General features: G+C 64.6%; 16 protein-coding genes. 2 read left to right on the top strand and 14 right to left on the bottom strand.

What is annotated here, in order from left to right; translation table 11 throughout:
* A partial coding sequence (locus tag A6V37_RS35900) for an acyl-CoA carboxylase biotin carboxyl carrier protein subunit (RefSeq protein ID WP_341272017.1) occupies window positions 1-371 on the top strand: 371 nt, incomplete at its 5' end.
* Between the two features lie 9 nt (window positions 372-380).
* Here A6V37_RS35900 and A6V37_RS35895 read toward each other — a convergent pair.
* The 9 genes from A6V37_RS35895 to A6V37_RS35855 all read right to left on the bottom strand — a co-directional run bounded on the left by A6V37_RS35895 (window position 381) and on the right by A6V37_RS35855 (window position 7,471).
* Window positions 381-1,172, bottom strand: coding sequence for a phosphate/phosphite/phosphonate ABC transporter substrate-binding protein (locus tag A6V37_RS35895; protein WP_064271403.1), 792 nt, complete (start codon window positions 1,170-1,172; stop codon window positions 381-383).
* A gap of 18 nt (window positions 1,173-1,190) precedes the next feature.
* Window positions 1,191-1,469, bottom strand: a complete 279-nt coding sequence (locus tag A6V37_RS35890) for a DUF1488 family protein (protein ID WP_064271401.1) — start codon at window positions 1,467-1,469, stop codon at window positions 1,191-1,193.
* 163 nt (window positions 1,470-1,632) lie between these two features.
* On the bottom strand, window positions 1,633-2,817 hold the full coding sequence (locus A6V37_RS35885) for a serine hydrolase domain-containing protein (protein ID WP_064271400.1): 1,185 nt from the start codon (window positions 2,815-2,817) through the stop codon (window positions 1,633-1,635).
* A gap of 42 nt (window positions 2,818-2,859) precedes the next feature.
* Window positions 2,860-3,588: a glutamine ABC transporter ATP-binding protein GlnQ gene (gene glnQ, locus A6V37_RS35880; protein ID WP_064271398.1), complete on the bottom strand. Its 729-nt coding sequence runs from the start codon at window positions 3,586-3,588 to the stop codon at window positions 2,860-2,862.
* Window positions 3,585-4,241 (bottom strand): glutamine ABC transporter permease GlnP, encoded by a 657-nt coding sequence (glnP, locus tag A6V37_RS35875; RefSeq protein ID WP_064271396.1) that lies wholly within the window; start codon window positions 4,239-4,241, stop codon window positions 3,585-3,587. Before glnP ends, glnQ begins: the two co-directional genes overlap by 4 nt.
* The gene (locus tag A6V37_RS35870; RefSeq protein ID WP_064271394.1) at window positions 4,238-4,990 is read right to left on the bottom strand and encodes a transporter substrate-binding domain-containing protein; all 753 of its coding nucleotides are present in this window, start codon (window positions 4,988-4,990) and stop codon (window positions 4,238-4,240) included. Before A6V37_RS35870 ends, glnP begins: the two co-directional genes overlap by 4 nt.
* 79 nt (window positions 4,991-5,069) lie before the next feature.
* Window positions 5,070-5,600: a RidA family protein gene (locus A6V37_RS35865; RefSeq protein ID WP_064271392.1), complete on the bottom strand. Its 531-nt coding sequence runs from the start codon at window positions 5,598-5,600 to the stop codon at window positions 5,070-5,072.
* Window positions 5,597-6,508, bottom strand: a complete 912-nt coding sequence (locus A6V37_RS35860) for a PhzF family phenazine biosynthesis protein (protein ID WP_064271390.1) — start codon at window positions 6,506-6,508, stop codon at window positions 5,597-5,599. The genes A6V37_RS35865 and A6V37_RS35860 overlap by 4 nt, the downstream gene beginning before the upstream one ends.
* Before the next feature lie 87 nt (window positions 6,509-6,595).
* Window positions 6,596-7,471: an AraC family transcriptional regulator gene (locus tag A6V37_RS35855; protein WP_064271388.1), complete on the bottom strand. Its 876-nt coding sequence runs from the start codon at window positions 7,469-7,471 to the stop codon at window positions 6,596-6,598.
* A 434-nt stretch (window positions 7,472-7,905) separates the two neighbouring features.
* On the opposite strand from A6V37_RS35855, the gene A6V37_RS35850 reads away from it, so the two are divergent.
* Window positions 7,906-9,576 carry a methyl-accepting chemotaxis protein gene (locus A6V37_RS35850; RefSeq protein ID WP_165614485.1) on the top strand — a complete coding sequence of 557 codons (1,671 nt, stop codon included), beginning with the start codon at window positions 7,906-7,908 and terminating at the stop codon, window positions 9,574-9,576.
* Here A6V37_RS35850 and A6V37_RS35845 read toward each other — a convergent pair.
* The 5 genes from A6V37_RS35845 to A6V37_RS35825 all read right to left on the bottom strand — a co-directional run bounded on the left by A6V37_RS35845 (window position 9,535) and on the right by A6V37_RS35825 (window position 14,331).
* Entirely contained in the window at window positions 9,535-10,584 is a 1,050-nt protein-coding gene (locus A6V37_RS35845; RefSeq protein ID WP_064271384.1) for a fatty acid desaturase, read from the bottom strand. The two genes, A6V37_RS35850 and A6V37_RS35845, sit on opposite strands and share 42 nt — an antisense overlap.
* A 106-nt stretch (window positions 10,585-10,690) precedes the next feature.
* Window positions 10,691-11,479: a CDP-diacylglycerol diphosphatase gene (locus A6V37_RS35840; protein WP_082902882.1), complete on the bottom strand. Its 789-nt coding sequence runs from the start codon at window positions 11,477-11,479 to the stop codon at window positions 10,691-10,693.
* A gap of 42 nt (window positions 11,480-11,521) precedes the next feature.
* A complete protein-coding gene (gene iaaH / locus A6V37_RS35835; protein WP_064286868.1) occupies window positions 11,522-12,976 on the bottom strand; it encodes an indoleacetamide hydrolase in 1,455 nt (484 codons plus the stop codon).
* A 136-nt stretch (window positions 12,977-13,112) separates the two neighbouring features.
* Window positions 13,113-13,328, bottom strand: a complete 216-nt coding sequence (locus tag A6V37_RS35830) for a hypothetical protein (protein ID WP_064271381.1) — start codon at window positions 13,326-13,328, stop codon at window positions 13,113-13,115.
* A gap of 343 nt (window positions 13,329-13,671) precedes the next feature.
* Complete coding sequence (locus tag A6V37_RS35825; RefSeq protein WP_064286867.1) at window positions 13,672-14,331, bottom strand: NADPH-dependent FMN reductase; 660 nt, start codon at window positions 14,329-14,331, stop codon at window positions 13,672-13,674.
* Window positions 14,332-14,813 lie beyond the last annotated feature (482 nt).

Below are 14,813 nucleotides of genomic sequence, written 5' to 3'. Positions count from 1 at the left end.
GCGAGCATGAATTCCGCGCGACGATCGGCGAAACACGTGTGTCGGGCCGCGTGTTCGTGGACGGCGACACGTTCCACGTGTTCTGTCTCGGCGAGGCGCTGGCGTTCGAATGGCAGAACCTGCTGGCACATGCGGCGGACGCCGAGCATGGCGAGGGCCGCCTGACCGCGCCGATGCCGGGCAAGGTGATCGCGGTGCTGGTCGAACCGGGCGCCGTGGTGGAGAAGGGCACGCCGCTGATCGTGATGGAAGCGATGAAGATGGAGCACACCATCGGCGCACCCGCGGCCGGCACGGTGTCGGAAGTGCTGTATGCAGTCGGCGATCAGGTTGCCGACGGCGCTCAGCTGCTCGTATTGGACGTGAAATAAGAGCGTGAGTCAGGCGAGGCGCGCATAACCGGCGGCGCGCGCTTCGCTTTCGAGTTGCTCGATGCGTTCGTAGTCTGACGGCGGCAACACGGAAAAGCCCTGCAAACGCAGGCGCTTCGCACGCTCGGGCTGGCTCGTGAGCGCCTCGCCCAGCGCCTCGCGCAGTGCCTGAATCGTTGCTGGGGGGACAGTGCTCGAAGCGATCAAAGGCAAACCCGGCGACGGCGCCGTCATGCCGATTGGGCGCACCTGGCCGGCGAGTTCCGGCAATTCATCACACATGAAGGCGTACGTCACGCAATCGATCGCGGCGACATCCGCGCGACCGTCGGCCACCGCTCGCAATGAGCCGAGATGTGAGCCGGTTCGCAATACCGAGCTGAAAAAACTGCCGGCGCGTGAAAGCGGCGCAACCGCGTGGCGAAATACGTTCATGCCGCTATTCGAATCATCCTGATTGTAGGCGGCCCGCGCGCCCTGGCAGGCCGCCAGCGTATCGAATTGCGCTTCCGCCCGCGTTACCAGCACGCTCGAATAGTGCGCACCCTCGCAGCCCGGCGCGTCAAAGTGCGGTGTTGCGATCAGTTGAACCTGTTCGTGCAAACCGTGCACGAACGGATAGCCGCAAGTCTGCGAGATCAGCAGATTCGGGCGGCGCCAGAAACCGTGCAGTTCTTCGTCTGGTTCGACAATGCGGCACGCCGGCTTGACCCTGCGCAGCACGTCGCCAAGCCACTCGCGCCACGCGGCGTCGAGCGCGGGCGTGACGTTGTACATCGGCAGGGCGGCTATCCAGGTCATACAGCGATTCTGGCATATTTAATGTCTGACCATTCGGAACTCGTCGAGGTCGAGCCGCACGGACTCGGTCGGTCTGAATGTCCAGCGCTGGGCCGCCACGCTCAGAATCTCCAGCTGTGCGTCTTCGAATGCAACGAGCAGGTCTTTCTTGCGCTTGCTCGCCGCCCCGCAAAAAGTCACGAGCGCGTCGGCGCTGATTTCGAAGATCTGTGCCCGGTCATCGCAGCACACCCGGAAAGCGACCGTGGCGCATTCCGTAACACAGGGCCTGAACCCCTCATCGACATATACGGACATAGCGATCTCCCGCTGCACGCCTGAAACATCAGGATGACAAGCTACGAGTTCGCGGTCTGTGGGAAAACCGGCATTGGCGGTGAATTGGCTGCGAGCGGACGCCGCGCAAATGCGCATCGTAGGTGGCGCTCGCGGGGAAGTCCGTGGTCGGGCGGTCGCGGCCCTACACCATCGTTGCAATCGCATCAAACAATGCAAGGTTCAGGCGCTTGGTTTCGTTGTTGGTCGGGTCCGGCTGTGACGAGAACTTGACGATCACCGTCTCACGTGACGGGTCGATGTAGAGCCACTGGCCATGAATGCCGATTGCGAAGAAGGCGCCGCCTGCGTTGCCGGTCTGATACCACTTGTTGCGGTATTTGCCGTTCGGCAGCCAGTCCGAGAAGTTTCCCAGCCGCCATGCCTCGGCGCTGCCTCCCGATCGCGTATCTTCGATCCAATCCGCCGGGATCAACCTGCGCCCGCCGACGGTGCCGCCCAGGCGCACCAGCTCGCCGATCCTGGCCAGATCGCGCGCCGTCATGCACAGGCCGCCGCCCGAACGTGCAGTGCCGGCGATGTCCACCGTCACACAGCCATCGTGTCGCAAACCCAGCGGCTGCCACAGGCGCGTGGCAGCAAAATCGGCGTAGCGCTTGCCCGAGGCCCGTTCGATGACGAGGCCGAGCACGTCGGAGTTGGGGGAGCAGTAGTGGAACGGGCCACCGTGCTCGCCCGCGCCTTTCGGCAGCGAGGCCAGCAAATCGAGCACGGTCTCCGCGGGTTCGCCGTCTCGCCGCGGATCCAGCAGGCCGGCCCGGCGGTAGCGCGCATAGATGCCATTCGGATCAAGATAGTCTTCGGTGAAGGCGAGGCTGGTGCGCATATCCAGCACGTGCCTGACGCGGGCGTCGCCGAAGGCTGAACGCGCGAGCTCGGGCACGTATTGCGCGACAGGGGCATCCGGGTCCAGAAGTCCGTCGCCGACGAGCATGCCGGCGAGCAGGCCCGCGACCGATTTGCTCGCCGAAAACAGGATATGGCGGCTTTGCAGGGTGAAGTGGGGCGCGTGAAAGTCGGCGACGAAACGTCCGGCTCGCATCACCGTGATGGCGTCGGTCGAGGTTTGGCGAAGAACAGCCTCCACCGTTCGGCGTTCGCCGTCGACGGTCAGCGTGCGTTCGGCCAGCCCGCCAGCGTCGACCATGGGCTCTTCGGCGAGACCGGGCGTGGCCGCGATTTGCGCGCTGGGGATCAGCTCGTGGACGTGGCGAAAGGCCCAGACATTCCAGGGCGCTTCGCGCCAGTTGCCGTGCCGGACGCTGTCCCTGCGAAAACCGTAGTCATTTTCAAAACGTGAAGCAACCATCTTGCTGACTCCGAGGGCGTTCGATCATGAATCGCCGGGGCGTTAGTGAACGTGCTGCAGGAACTCGCGGAAGCGCTCTCCTGGCGGCGCCGACAGCATGTCGGCGGGACGGCCGTCGTGCATGACGCGGCCCGCTTCCATGAACAGGAGGCGAGACCCGACGCGCTGCGCAAAGCCCATTTCATGGGTGACGATGACCATCGTCATGCCTTCGCCGGCAAGCGTCTGCATGACCTTGAGGACTTCCTGGCGCAATTCCGGGTCGAGTGCCGAGGTCGGTTCGTCGAACAGCATCAGCTTCGGCTGGACGGCGAGCGCCCGTGCGATCGCGACGCGCTGCTGCTGACCGCCGGAAAGCTGGGACGGGTAGTGATGCATCCGCGCGTACAGGCCGACTTTCTGCAGAAGCGCGCCGGCGATCTCGCGTGCTTCTGCCCTGGTTTGACCGCGCGCGTGAATCGGTCCGAACATGACGTTTTGCATGGCCGTCAGGTTCGGAAACAGATTGAACTGCTGGAACACCATGCCGGCCTCGAGCCTGATGCGCCGGACGTCGCGTGCGGGGCCCAGCACGCTGACGCCGTCGACGCGTACGTCGCCCGAGCTGATCGTTTCGAGACCGTTGATGCAACGTAGCATCGTGGATTTGCCGGACCCGGATGGGCCGATAATCACGGTGACTTCGCCCTGCTCGAGCGAAAGGTCGAGCGGATGCAGCACGAGGTGATTGCCGAAGCGCTTTGAAGCTTGCCGGAATTCGATCATGCTCATGGCAGGCGTACTCTCCGTTCGAGCGCTTGCAGACCGAGCGCAAGCACGCTGATCACGAGCAGATAGATGATGGCCACCGCAGTCCAGATTTCCACCGCCCGAAAATTTTCGGCCATGATTTCCTGCCCCCGCCGGGTCAGTTCGCCGACGCCGATGACCAGAAAAATCGAGGTGTCCTTGACCAGGTTGACGAACTGGTTGCCCATGGCCGGCAGCGCGCGCCGGTAGGCGATGGGGGTGATCACGCGAGCCAGCACCTTATGAAACGGAAGCCCCATCGCAAGACCAGCCTCGCGCAGCCCCCCCGGCACGCTGTCGAGCGCGCCGCGGATAATCTCCGCGTTGTACGCGCCGGAGTTGACGATCAGCGTGATGATGGCGGCGCTGGTCGCATCAATGCGGATATTCATCATTATCGGTAGAGCGAAGTAAACGAACATCACCTGAACCACGATGGGTGTGCCGCGAATCAGGGCAACGTAGATGCGGGCCGGGGCGACGGCCAGCCGGCCGCCGTAGGTCAGCGCGACGCCCGCGAGGATGCCGAGCGCCACGCCTCCGCCGAGCCCGGCCAGCGCGATCAGAAGAGTGAGCCGCAGGCCCCGCAGCAGGTCCGGCAGTGCGGCAATCACAGCCGCCCAGTCGAAGCTCATGACGCAGCCTCGCCGAACCATTTCCGGTTGAGCGCCTGGAGCCGGCCATCGGCCCGCATGGCGGCGAGCTGAAGGTTGGCGGCGGCGACCAGCGGACTGCCCTTCTGGAAGCCAATCCCGACGTCGAGGCCTTCGAGCGGCGGCTGCACGACCCGGACCTTGCCCTTGCCGGCGGTGTTGGCGTAATAGAGCAGCTGCGGCTTGTCGTAGACGACCGCGTCGGTGCGGCCGGCCTCCAGCGCCAGCAGTGCGTTGTTGATGCTGGGCAACAGTTCGAGGGTCGCGTCCTTGACGTGCTCCTTGATATAGCTCACCGCGACCGTGCCTGTTTCGGTGCCGATGTGCTTGCCGGCGAGGTCGGCCGGCGTGCGGATGCTGGTGTTGTCGATGCGGGTCAGCGCGATCAGGCCGCTTTTGTAGTAAGGCGTGGAAAAATCGATGACCTGCTGGCGCTCCGGCTTGATGAAGAGCTGCGAGACGATCGCGTCGAGGTTGTGAGTCTGAAGCGCAGGGATCAGCGCGCCGAACTCCATGGGTTGCAGGCGCCATTTGCGGTTCAGGCCCTTGGCGACTTCGCTCCAGACTTCGACGTCGAAGCCCGAATAGCTGTCGCCCTGCTTGAACGCGAACGGCGGAGCGCCCACGTTGGAGCCGATGACCAGTTCGGCCTCGGCCGCCCGGGCGGTGCGAGACAACAGAATGGCGGGCCCGGCGGCAAGGCCGAGTTGCAGTAGTTGACGGCGATTCATGGTTTCCTCCACGGTGAGTGATCGTGCGGGACCTGCTGCTTCACAGCGGCCCGGCGTCTTGTTATGGCACCGGCAGTCGTTATGGCCCGGTGCTGCCGCGTCTGCCGGCAAGTTTCTGCGGATCGGGGCCGCAAGCAGGAGCAGGCTCATGCTTGAGCGCGACAGTGAGTTCGATTTCGAGCAGGCCGCCGCCCGGCAGGCCTGCAACACCGAGCGCCGATCTTGCGTGCCGCCCGCTTTCGCCGAAGACTTCATGCAGCAGGGACGAGACTTCATCCATCACCTGGCTGTGGTTCACGAAGCCGGGCCCCGCATTGACGAAGCCGCGCAGGAACAGCACGCGTTCGATCACGCTCGTGGCCGGCAGCGTTGCGGCGAGCACGTTCAGCGCGCGCGTCACGCACGCCCGCGCAGCTCGCTGGACCACATCGGGCGGCGTGTCGTGAGCGACGGGGCCCGTGATCACCTCGTCGCCCACGCGGCTGATCTGGCCGCTGAGGTAAGCGATGCCCTCATGGATCACCGTGCCCTCGTAGGCGCCGCGCGGCAACGGCGGATGCGGCAGCGTCATACCCAGCTGCGCCAGCCTTCCGGCGAGATCAATCGTCATGACGGCGCTCCGGCTTCAGCCTCGAAACGAACCGTGCCACCTAGCCAGCAGCCGTCCGGAACGCCGGACTCGGCATCGGCCTCAAAGCTGAATCGCACCGAGATTTGCGATGGGCGTTTCATCGCGCGTCCCTGGCGAATCGTGATGGTCCGCGTGGACGCTTGAACCATGCCATTGATTAGTAAACCGAACGATAGTGCCGAGGCCGCGATTCCGGTGGCCGCGTCTTCCGGATAGCCCGAGGCGCGCGGAAACTGCCGGGCGTCGAAGATTTGCCGGCCGGCATCGAAGATCGCGTAAGGGTAGAGGCCGGTCGAACCGATCCGTTCGCACAGTGCTTCGATTTTTTCGAAGCGCGGCGCAAGGGCATCGAGATCGGCACAGCTCGCGAGGGGAATCAGCGTCTTGACCCGGCTGGTGCAAGCGTTCTGGATCGGCAGGGGCGCAAGTTGCGCGACGGAAATGCCGAGTGCGTCGAGGATCTCGTCGCGGCTGAGTTCGGGTTCTGGCAACGGCTCCACGCGGCCCACGGGTTGGGACACCTCGATTGCGGCGCCCTCGGTCGTGGATCCGGTGATGCGTACCCTGACTTGACCGCTGCGGGTCTGAACGGTCAGCCGGTCGTGCCGCAAGCGCCCGGTCTGATGGAGCAGCCACGCTGCGCCGACCGTGACGTGGCCGCACATCGGCATCTCGTGGTTCGGGACCCAGAAGCGAAACTCGTAGTCGCAGCCTGAGCCGGGCGGGGCCGGCAGGATGAAACCGCTCTCGTGGCCGTAGTGCCGCGCGACCTCCTGCATTTGCGCGTCGGACATGCCGGCGGCATCGACCACGATAGGCGCCGGGTTGCCGCCGCCGGCACCGGCGGCAAACACGCTGACGAGTTCGACTTGTTGGCTTGGAGGCATGGCGGCGTGAGCCCCGCTGACCGGGGGATGTGTTGTCATCCGGTCAGATTACGGGGATCCGCGCCGCGCCGCGCGTTCGAACGGGCCCTACCTTTTGACCGGGCGGGCCATTTTCGTGCGCAAATCGGAGGGGGCATGGCCGCCGATGCGGCGCATCGCGCGCGCGAGGGCCGCGCCGCTTTCGAAGCCGACGCGGTACGCCACTTCGCCGATCGGCAAATCCGTTTCGGCGAGCAGCCGGCAGGCGCTCTCGTAACGCTTGCGCTGCTGGAACTCGCCGATCGAGAGTCCGGTGCCCTGGCGGAACAGACGCGTAATGTGACGGCGGGAGACGCCGAAGCGCTCTTCCAGCACGTCGAGCGGGATGTCCTGATCGGCATGGCGGGCCACGAAGGCTTCGAGGTCGGCGACTAGCGCCATGCCGTGCGCTCCCGGCGAGTTCCCCGGCTCTGTCGTTCCGGCAATCACCTCGCCAATGCACTGCATGAGCAGCGCGGAGGATAGCGCCTGACGGGTGGCCGCGCTGCCATAGGTCTTTACGTCGATTTGCAGCGAGAGTTCTTGCAGTGTGCGAATCGCGGCTGTTCGGCGCACGAGGATGGGAGTGCGCGTGCGCCGATGGAATTCGCTGAGCGAGCCTACCCCCGCATCAAGCTTTTGCAGCGCGTCAGAGGTCAGGTAGAGGGCGACGTGCGTGTGCGTTGCGCATCCCGCGCGGGTTTGATGGGCGCGCCCTGAGGGCACCACCGCGAAGCGATCCTGCGACAGCCAGATGCCGGCGCGGTGGTCTTCGTGGCGAAGCTCCACGGCGCCGTGGCTCGGCAGGATGAACATCAGGCAGTCGTGCCAGTGCCACGGCATCGCATAGGTGCCGCCGCCGGTCAGCGCCGCGTGGCCGTCGTTGGCGGCGACCAGCAGGTCCCGGTTGGCGGGGTGACAGAGTTGGTCGAACGAGCGCAGCATGACGATACTCCCATGCGCTATGAAAGGAGACACACCATGGCCCGCCTTGCGATCGAGCGAGCCTGGCGACGTGCTCGACAAGGCGCTGGGCCAGTATGAACGGACTGTAACGCAGGATATCAGCACAAAATGCCGGCGGGGATGTTCCGCTTTCAATACATTCCCTGGCTGTCCGGTGCGCTGATCAGAGATTGCACTGAAAAACGGTGCAGTGACGAATGGACCCGCTCAGCACGTTCCAGATTCATGTCGCTGAAAAACAGAGGGCGTCGGTCTTAACGACTGAAAACATAAAAAATACAATAATTTCCACTGTATGGCCTGCATTAGCATTAGCCGCCAAGAACAATGGACGCAGCACCGCATCGCGACGTGCTGTCGTCGAATACTCGGGGGCAATGATGAAACACGGCGCAACAAGCGAGCCATTCTTGATGCCGAAAACCATTACTCAAACCCGCATCACTACCCGGCTGGCAGCCGGCTTCGGCGTTGTGCTCGCCATGCTCGTCGCCCTGTCCGTGGTCGGCATGGCCGGCATGGCCAGTATTCGCAGCAAGCTGGACGACATCGTGCTCGTCCACGACGCGGAAACGATGCGCGCGACCAACCTGCGCGGCGCAGTCAGCGGTATCGCCATTGCGATCCGCAACATGGCCGTGATGACCAATGAAAGCGATGTCGCCGCGGAACAGTCGACAATCAAGGCGCAGCAGGCTTCCTACACGGAAAACTATCGTGCGCTGGGTCGCCTGTTCGACGCCTCGCCGCTCACTACCGGGGAGGAACGCCGCCTGTTCGCCGCGCTGCGTGACGAGGAGGCGCAGACCATGCCGCTCGTCGAGAAGGAGGCGATGAACTGGGCACTCGCCAACGATCAGGATGCCGTACTAAAAATTCTCGTGAATGAAGTGCGGCCGAAGCAGGTCGCATGGTTGTCCACGCTGGACCAGTTGCTCGCGCTTGAGCAGGGCCGCGCGCGCGATGCGGCGGATGCCGCAGCCGCGACGTGGTCGCGTCTTGCTGTCGTCACCGTGGCCGCCGTGGTCGCAGCGCTCTGCGCGGGCGTAGCGGCTGCAATCCTGATCACGCGCAGCATCCAGCGGCAGCTCGGTGCCGATCCGGGCGAAGCACAGCGGCTCGCCAGCGAAATAGCGGGCGGAAACCTCTCGGTGGCGGTCGTGCTGCGACCGAATGACAGCCACAGTCTGATGGCGTCGCTTGAATCGATGCGCTTGCAGCTCCTGTCGATTGTCGGGCAGATCAAGACTTCGGCGGAATCGATTGCGGTGCGTGCGGGCGAGATCGCAACCGGCAACAGGGATCTTTCCCAGCGCACCGACGAGCAGGCTGCGGCGCTTCAACAGGCCGCGGCCAGCATTGCCGAACTGACCTCTGCCGTGACGCAAAGCTCGGCCGATGCGGCGCACGCCAGCACCGTCGCCGGCGCCGCTTCTCAGGAGGCGGGAAGGGGTGGCGAGCTGGTCGGGCGAGTGGTCTCCACCATGGAGAACATTACGGGCAGCTCGGCACGTGTGGCGGAGATCATCGACGTGATCGAGGGCATTGCGTTTCAGACCAACATCCTCGCGCTCAATGCGGCGGTGGAAGCGGCGCGCGCCGGTGCCGAGGGACGCGGCTTCGCCGTGGTGGCCGGCGAGGTGCGCACGCTGGCCCAGCGTACCGCGGATGCGGCCAAGGAGGTCAGAGCGCTGGTCGGTGAATCGGCGGGGCACGTCGAGGCGGGGTCCCGTCTCGTTGCGAATGCGGGCGAAAGCATCTCCGGACTTGTGCGCTCGGTGCATGAGCTCACCGGCATCATGAGCACGATCGCTACTGCGTGCGCGGCGCAGAAGAACGACATCGAACAGGTCAATCGCGCCGTGACGGAAATGGATGAAGCGACGCAGCGCAACGCGGCACTCGTGGAGCAGGTTGCCGGCGCCGCACAAACGCTCGCCGGCGGCGCGGCGGGCTTGCGCGAGGCGGTGGCTGTGTTCAACGTCGCCGGCGCGCCTGGCGAAGAGGGGGCCGGCTACGGGGTTCGTGAAGCTGGCGCACGGTCAAAGGTCGGCTTCGTGGAGTTCTCCGCGGCGAACAGCTAACAGGCGTTTCACCCGCAAGTTACCCGCAGGACTGCCGGAAGTAAGCGGATTGCTATGGCTCAAGCCGGACAGTTTTCCATAAGCCGGATGAGCGACCGGAGCAAACGCATAAAGTCGCAGCCATTCGCTGTAGCCTTTGACAAGGAAGCCCCCCGAGCGACTTATATATTGCTCACGGGATGTTTCATAGACGTCCCGAAGCGCAAACCACGGCACATGCGGCAGATCGTGATGCACCGCGTGGTAGTTGTTGTTCAGAAACAGCAACCGCCAAAACCACGCCGCTTCGTTGACAACGGTGCGATGTTCATGCGCCTGCGCCGCGCGATGTTCCTGAAACGAGCGGATCGAACCGAGCGACAGCGACCCATAACCCACGCCAACGATAAAAATCCACGCCGGTATCGCGCAAACACGCTGCAGCCAGAACGTAAGCGCGGCCAGCGCTGCGAAGTGCGCGAGCCATACCGGCACGTCGCGCCAATCACCACGTTTGATCCTGCGCAGCGCGTCCACCCCCGTCGCGGCGATAGCGAACGCCGGCCCGATCAGCAGCCGCCCGGTCAACGTATTCCGGAACGTCAACAGCGTGCGAAATGACCAACCCGCGCGTTGCCATACACGAAGGCTGACGAAGTAGCTTTCGGGATCGCGCTCCGGATGCGTGAGATTCGGATCGTCGTGATGCTGAAGATGCGACTCACGATAGACGCCGTAGGGAAACCACACCGCGAGCGGCGCGAATCCGAGCAGCGCATTGACGAGCGGCGAGCGGGTCGGATGACCATGAATCAGCTCGTGCTGCAGGGACATGTACCACGCGCTGAGCACGGCCAGCAACATCGCGGTGAGCGGCAGCCCGAGATCGCGCGCATGTAGGGCCACGCCAAACCATCCACCGTAGATCGTCGCGATCAACACCCATGTCGGCCATTGTGTGCGCGCCCTCCAGCTTGCCGCCATGCGAGCGAGGGTCTGGCGTTGCGTGTCGTCGAGGTAAATCGCCATGAACGGGACCGGTCGGAATACAGATTCAGACCGATCCTACGGAACCGCGGGCGTTGCCAGAACCAATTTGTTCAGCAATGCATCTGCTCAAACGTGCATAGGAGCATCAAGGCGCGTCCGCTACGTGGCACGCGTGGTCAAGCAGGTTCTCGGCCGAGCCGCTGCCGTTGTCCACGTCGATTCCGCTGTTCACGACCAGCCAGCCGTCCTGTTCAGCGGACGGCCCCGCACCCGTGACAAGGATGGTTTGATTGGCCATTGCATCGGTATCCTTGTTGTCCCGCGCGACAAGGCGGAAAGGGTTGCTCGCCTCAGCGAGCGTCGTGACGCGCATGATGCGGTAGCGGTTGCCGCCGACCGTATCCCAATGCCACGCATCAGGCGCGTCTTTCGCGTGACGCGCGAGCGCTTCGCTGATATCACCACGCATGCAATCGATATGAATATGCAGCTGGTTCTGCGTGCGGCGATACTGCGAGTTGATCTCGAGGCCAAGCTGATTGTCAGGCAGCGAGCGCTTGACCGACTTCTCGACGTAGCGCCGCGCGTCCCATGCGTCGACCCAATAGTCCTGCGCATGAGGTGCGAGCACCAGCGGACTTTCAATACCGGTGATGCGGTCGGTCGGAATCAACAGGTGCTGTGAGCGCCCGACTATATCCTTCAGGATTGCGTAGCGTTTGTCGAGATCGACGAACGTGCATTGGCCTGGCGTGCCGGTTGCCTGCTGCGATGGCACGCAGCGCATATCGACGATTTTCCATAACGCGTTGGAGTCGACCGTGGCAAGGCGCGCACAGGCGCTCGCCGCGACCGCGACGGCAAGCGCCGCGGCCCATCTGGCGCCTTGGTGCAACAGGGGATGCGGCTGTTTATGGGTCTTGAGTAGGGGCATCGGCACGTGGTGTCGGATTCTTCGTTGAAATGTTGGGTGACATCAAAGCGCGGGTGGCGGCAGCACGCCGAGCAACTGCTCGAACGCGAGGCCAATCGCGAGCAGGCGCCGGTCTTCGCCGAGCGGGCCATCCAGTTCGAGTCCAACGGGCAAGCCGTCCGCCGTCATGCCGGCCGCCAGCGAGAGCCCGGGAATGCCGGACGTGCTGGCCGGATCGGTATTGCGCAGGAAGGCTTCCATGGTGTCGATCGGTGGCGAGCCGTCGATCGACACCGTCGACGAACCGCGCAAATCGTCGATCGGCACCGCGGCGAGGCGCGTGGTGGGAAACAGCAGCGCGTCGAGCCGCTCGTCAGCGAACGTCGCGGCAATGTACTGCTGTAAACGCGACCGCCACTGGTTCAGCGCGGCATCGTAGCGGCTGCCGAGCACGTCGTCGAGTATGTCGTCGTAAATGGCGCGCACGTCCGGGCTTGCGATGCGGGCCGCTAACTCCGCAACGGTCCTGACCGGCGCGTGGTTGGCGACGAGCCAGGCGAGCACGTCGTCACGCGCCTCGTGAATGGCAAGCGGACCGCCTACCATGTCGCTCAGATCCTCCAGCTCGCTCATGGCTACCGGCACGAACACGACGCCCTCCGTTTCGAGCCGGCGCAACGCGGCGCTCACCACGTCGTTCACCCGCCGTTCGAGTCCTTCCCAAAGCGGCGCGGGCAGCCCGATGCGCAAGCCACGAAGCGCGATGGCGGGCAACGCGCCGGCGCCCGTGATCACGCCGTCGAGCAGCGCGATATCCGCGACGGTGCGCGCCATCGGCCCGACCGTGTCGCGCGTATGGCTGATCGGCACCACCGCGTCCGGATCGTGATAACGCCGCTCGGCGCCGCCGTTGCCGACCGAGGGGCGAAACCCCGCGATTCCGGTCAACGCAGCTGGAATGCGGGTCGAGCCACCGGTGTCGGTGCCGAGGCCCGCGGGCGCCATGCGCGCGGCGATCGCCGCCGCGGTGCCGCCGGACGAACCGCCCGGAATCAACGTGGGATCGTATGGATTGCGCACAGGCCCGGCGTGCGTGGCGAAGTTGGTACTGGTGATGCCGAACGCCAACTCGTGCATGTTGGCCTTGCCGAGGATGATCGCGCCGGCGTCGATGAGCCGCTGCACCGAGGGCGCGTTCGTTGCCGGCGCGAAACCCTCGAGCGCGGGCGTGCCCGCCGAAGTCTGCAAGCCTGCCGTATTGATGTTGTCTTTCACGACGATGGGCAAGCCGGCGAGCGGCAATCGCGCCTTCTCCGCCGCGGGCAACGCGTCGATGCGCCGCGCGGCGGCGAGCGCGCCGTCGAGCTCGAGCGTGGTGAGTGCATTGAGACTGGAGAGCGCGGCCGCGCGCGCGAGCAGCGTGGCCATGTAGTCGGCGGCTTTGAGGCGGCCGGACTGGATTGCGGCGACAGCTTCCGTTGCGCTCAGGGCGAGTTGTTCATCAACGGTCCATGTCATGGCCGGCGTCTCCTTGTCGAGATGGGGTGGCTCAGCGAATGTGTATGCCGCTTATTCTGGCACAAGCGCCTGCAACCCGAAGCCGGGTGACGCGCATCCGCGCTCGACGCGAATGCGCTGATTGAACCGCGTGACGTTACTGGTGGTTATCGATCCACATGCGACCCCAGCGGAATGCATACGCGAGCGCGTGCTCTTCGTCGAAGAAATAATCGAGCGCGTCGAATGAATAGGCCTTGCCGTCGTTCGTCGACGCTTTCTCAATGGTCAGATTGGCGGCGAAGAGGCCGTTGGGCATCAGCTGCGCGACCGGCGCAACTTCATAGCCTTTATAGCGAATATGTGAATTCATGATCCTGACTGTCAGTGTGCCCGCGTGCGTTGCGAGGGGACCGGCGCGTCGGACGCAACCCGTAGCGTCACATGGCCGGCAGGTCAGCGGGCAGGTCAAGCGTAGGCCGCGCTGCGCAGCGGGTGAACCAATCTTTCGTCTTTAGCAAATCACCACGGAGGTAGTTAGGCGCCCCGATCGGATCATATTCGCTGTGTTCGATGACACTATCGTGCGCGGCGGTCCGCCAGTCTGTTATTTGCCGCACGGATTGTACGAACGAGGGCGCCGCGGGCCGCCCAGGCGGATCCACGGCGCTGTATGGTGCAGTGAGGCGGGGGCAAACCGCGTTTTAAGCCGCGTTTTAAACCGCGTGCAGCAGGCGTGCAGGTGGAGTGTCTTTCAGCACATTGCCGGGCGTGGCGACGTTCGGTGCGTTGTGCGCGGCGAAGGCCAGCGCGGATTGCGTGACCTGCTGGCCGACCGTGGCGAGCTGTTCGACGACCTTTGCGTCGGAACAGGATTCGGCGGTGTCGAAGCGCGTTTCCAGCGTGTTGATGCCGGCGCCGAACGGCGTGGGCCAGCCGCGCAACGCGTGGACGATGGTGCGCAACGACGTCAGCACCGACCCGGCGGCTTGCCAGCCATAGGCCGTGACGATGCAGCCGACCGCGCGGCCATCCAGATACGGGCGATCGTCGGCGCGAAGTTCTTCGAGCGTATCGAGCGCGTTCTTGACGAGACCGGACACGCCGCCGTGATAACCCGGCGTGGCGATGATCAGCGCGTCCGCGTTGCGCACGGCTTCGATCAGCTCGAGTTGTTCGTCGGTGCGATGAGGCTGTTCAGGGGCGAAGTGGGGCAGGCTATGCAGGAAGGTGCCGCCGAACAGGCGGGTTTTCGCGCCGGCGGCCTCGGCGCCGCGCAGCGCGAAACCGAGCGCACGCTCGGTCGACGAGGCCGCGCGTGTCGTGCCGCCAATGCCCACGACGAGCGGCCGGCGGTGATGATCGAAACGGGTCAACGAAATGCTCCTTCGGTAGCGGCTCACGGTGCGCCGGCGCGGGGCTGCGCGCAGCGAAACCGGGGCGAACCGGACTTTGAAGTGTCATCTTAATGACCGCCGCGCGCCGCACGAAGCGACTTTTTGTTCTAACGATATAACCGCGAGGCAGGTGCCGTCGCCGCGGCGCGCCCGCGGACGGCATCGGCGAACGCAGATGGCGCGCGTTGCGTTGCGTCGCGCTTGCCGCCTCGCTGGATAAGCTTATGGCGAAGCATTGGTTGGGCGCGCGACGGCCTGCGCCTATGATCGAATCGTCTCCTCCATGACATCTCCTTGACATGGGACTCGGCCTCGCTACGCAAGTGGCGAGGCCTTTTTTTCGTGCGCCCGGCAGGGCGCACTCACTCGGAGGTGAAAGTCCTCTACACACCCGGCAAGGGGAAGTGTTAGCCAGAGGCAAGGGTTTCGCGGGCGACTGCGAGTCTGAAGGAAGTCCGAGG

Source organism: Paraburkholderia ginsengiterrae, assembly GCF_001645125.1.
GTDB classification, from domain to species: domain Bacteria; phylum Pseudomonadota; class Gammaproteobacteria; order Burkholderiales; family Burkholderiaceae; genus Paraburkholderia; species Paraburkholderia ginsengiterrae.
Note: the sequence above shows the minus strand (reverse complement) of the source record. Positions and strands in the feature narration are given on the sequence as shown.

Bases quoted from the DNA above. Each gene is read 5' to 3' on its own strand.
- A6V37_RS35895 (WP_064271403.1), bottom strand. From the start codon at position 1,172: ATGACCTGGATAGCCGCCCTGCCGATGTACAACGTCACGCCCGCGCTC.
- A6V37_RS35890 (WP_064271401.1), bottom strand. From the start codon at position 1,469: ATGTCCGTATATGTCGATGAGGGGTTCAGGCCCTGTGTTACGGAATGC.
- A6V37_RS35885 (WP_064271400.1), bottom strand. From the start codon at position 2,817: ATGGTTGCTTCACGTTTTGAAAATGACTACGGTTTTCGCAGGGACAGC.
- glnQ (WP_064271398.1), bottom strand. From the start codon at position 3,588: ATGAGCATGATCGAATTCCGGCAAGCTTCAAAGCGCTTCGGCAATCAC.
- glnP (WP_064271396.1), bottom strand. From the start codon at position 4,241: ATGAGCTTCGACTGGGCGGCTGTGATTGCCGCACTGCCGGACCTGCTG.
- A6V37_RS35870 (WP_064271394.1), bottom strand. From the start codon at position 4,990: ATGAATCGCCGTCAACTACTGCAACTCGGCCTTGCCGCCGGGCCCGCC.
- A6V37_RS35865 (WP_064271392.1), bottom strand. From the start codon at position 5,600: ATGACGATTGATCTCGCCGGAAGGCTGGCGCAGCTGGGTATGACGCTG.
- A6V37_RS35860 (WP_064271390.1), bottom strand. From the start codon at position 6,508: ATGCCTCCAAGCCAACAAGTCGAACTCGTCAGCGTGTTTGCCGCCGGT.
- A6V37_RS35855 (WP_064271388.1), bottom strand. From the start codon at position 7,471: ATGCTGCGCTCGTTCGACCAACTCTGTCACCCCGCCAACCGGGACCTG.
- A6V37_RS35850 (WP_165614485.1), top strand. From the start codon at position 7,906: ATGCCGAAAACCATTACTCAAACCCGCATCACTACCCGGCTGGCAGCC.
- A6V37_RS35845 (WP_064271384.1), bottom strand. From the start codon at position 10,584: ATGGCGATTTACCTCGACGACACGCAACGCCAGACCCTCGCTCGCATG.
- A6V37_RS35840 (WP_082902882.1), bottom strand. From the start codon at position 11,479: ATGCCCCTACTCAAGACCCATAAACAGCCGCATCCCCTGTTGCACCAA.
- iaaH (WP_064286868.1), bottom strand. From the start codon at position 12,976: ATGACATGGACCGTTGATGAACAACTCGCCCTGAGCGCAACGGAAGCT.
- A6V37_RS35830 (WP_064271381.1), bottom strand. From the start codon at position 13,328: ATGAATTCACATATTCGCTATAAAGGCTATGAAGTTGCGCCGGTCGCG.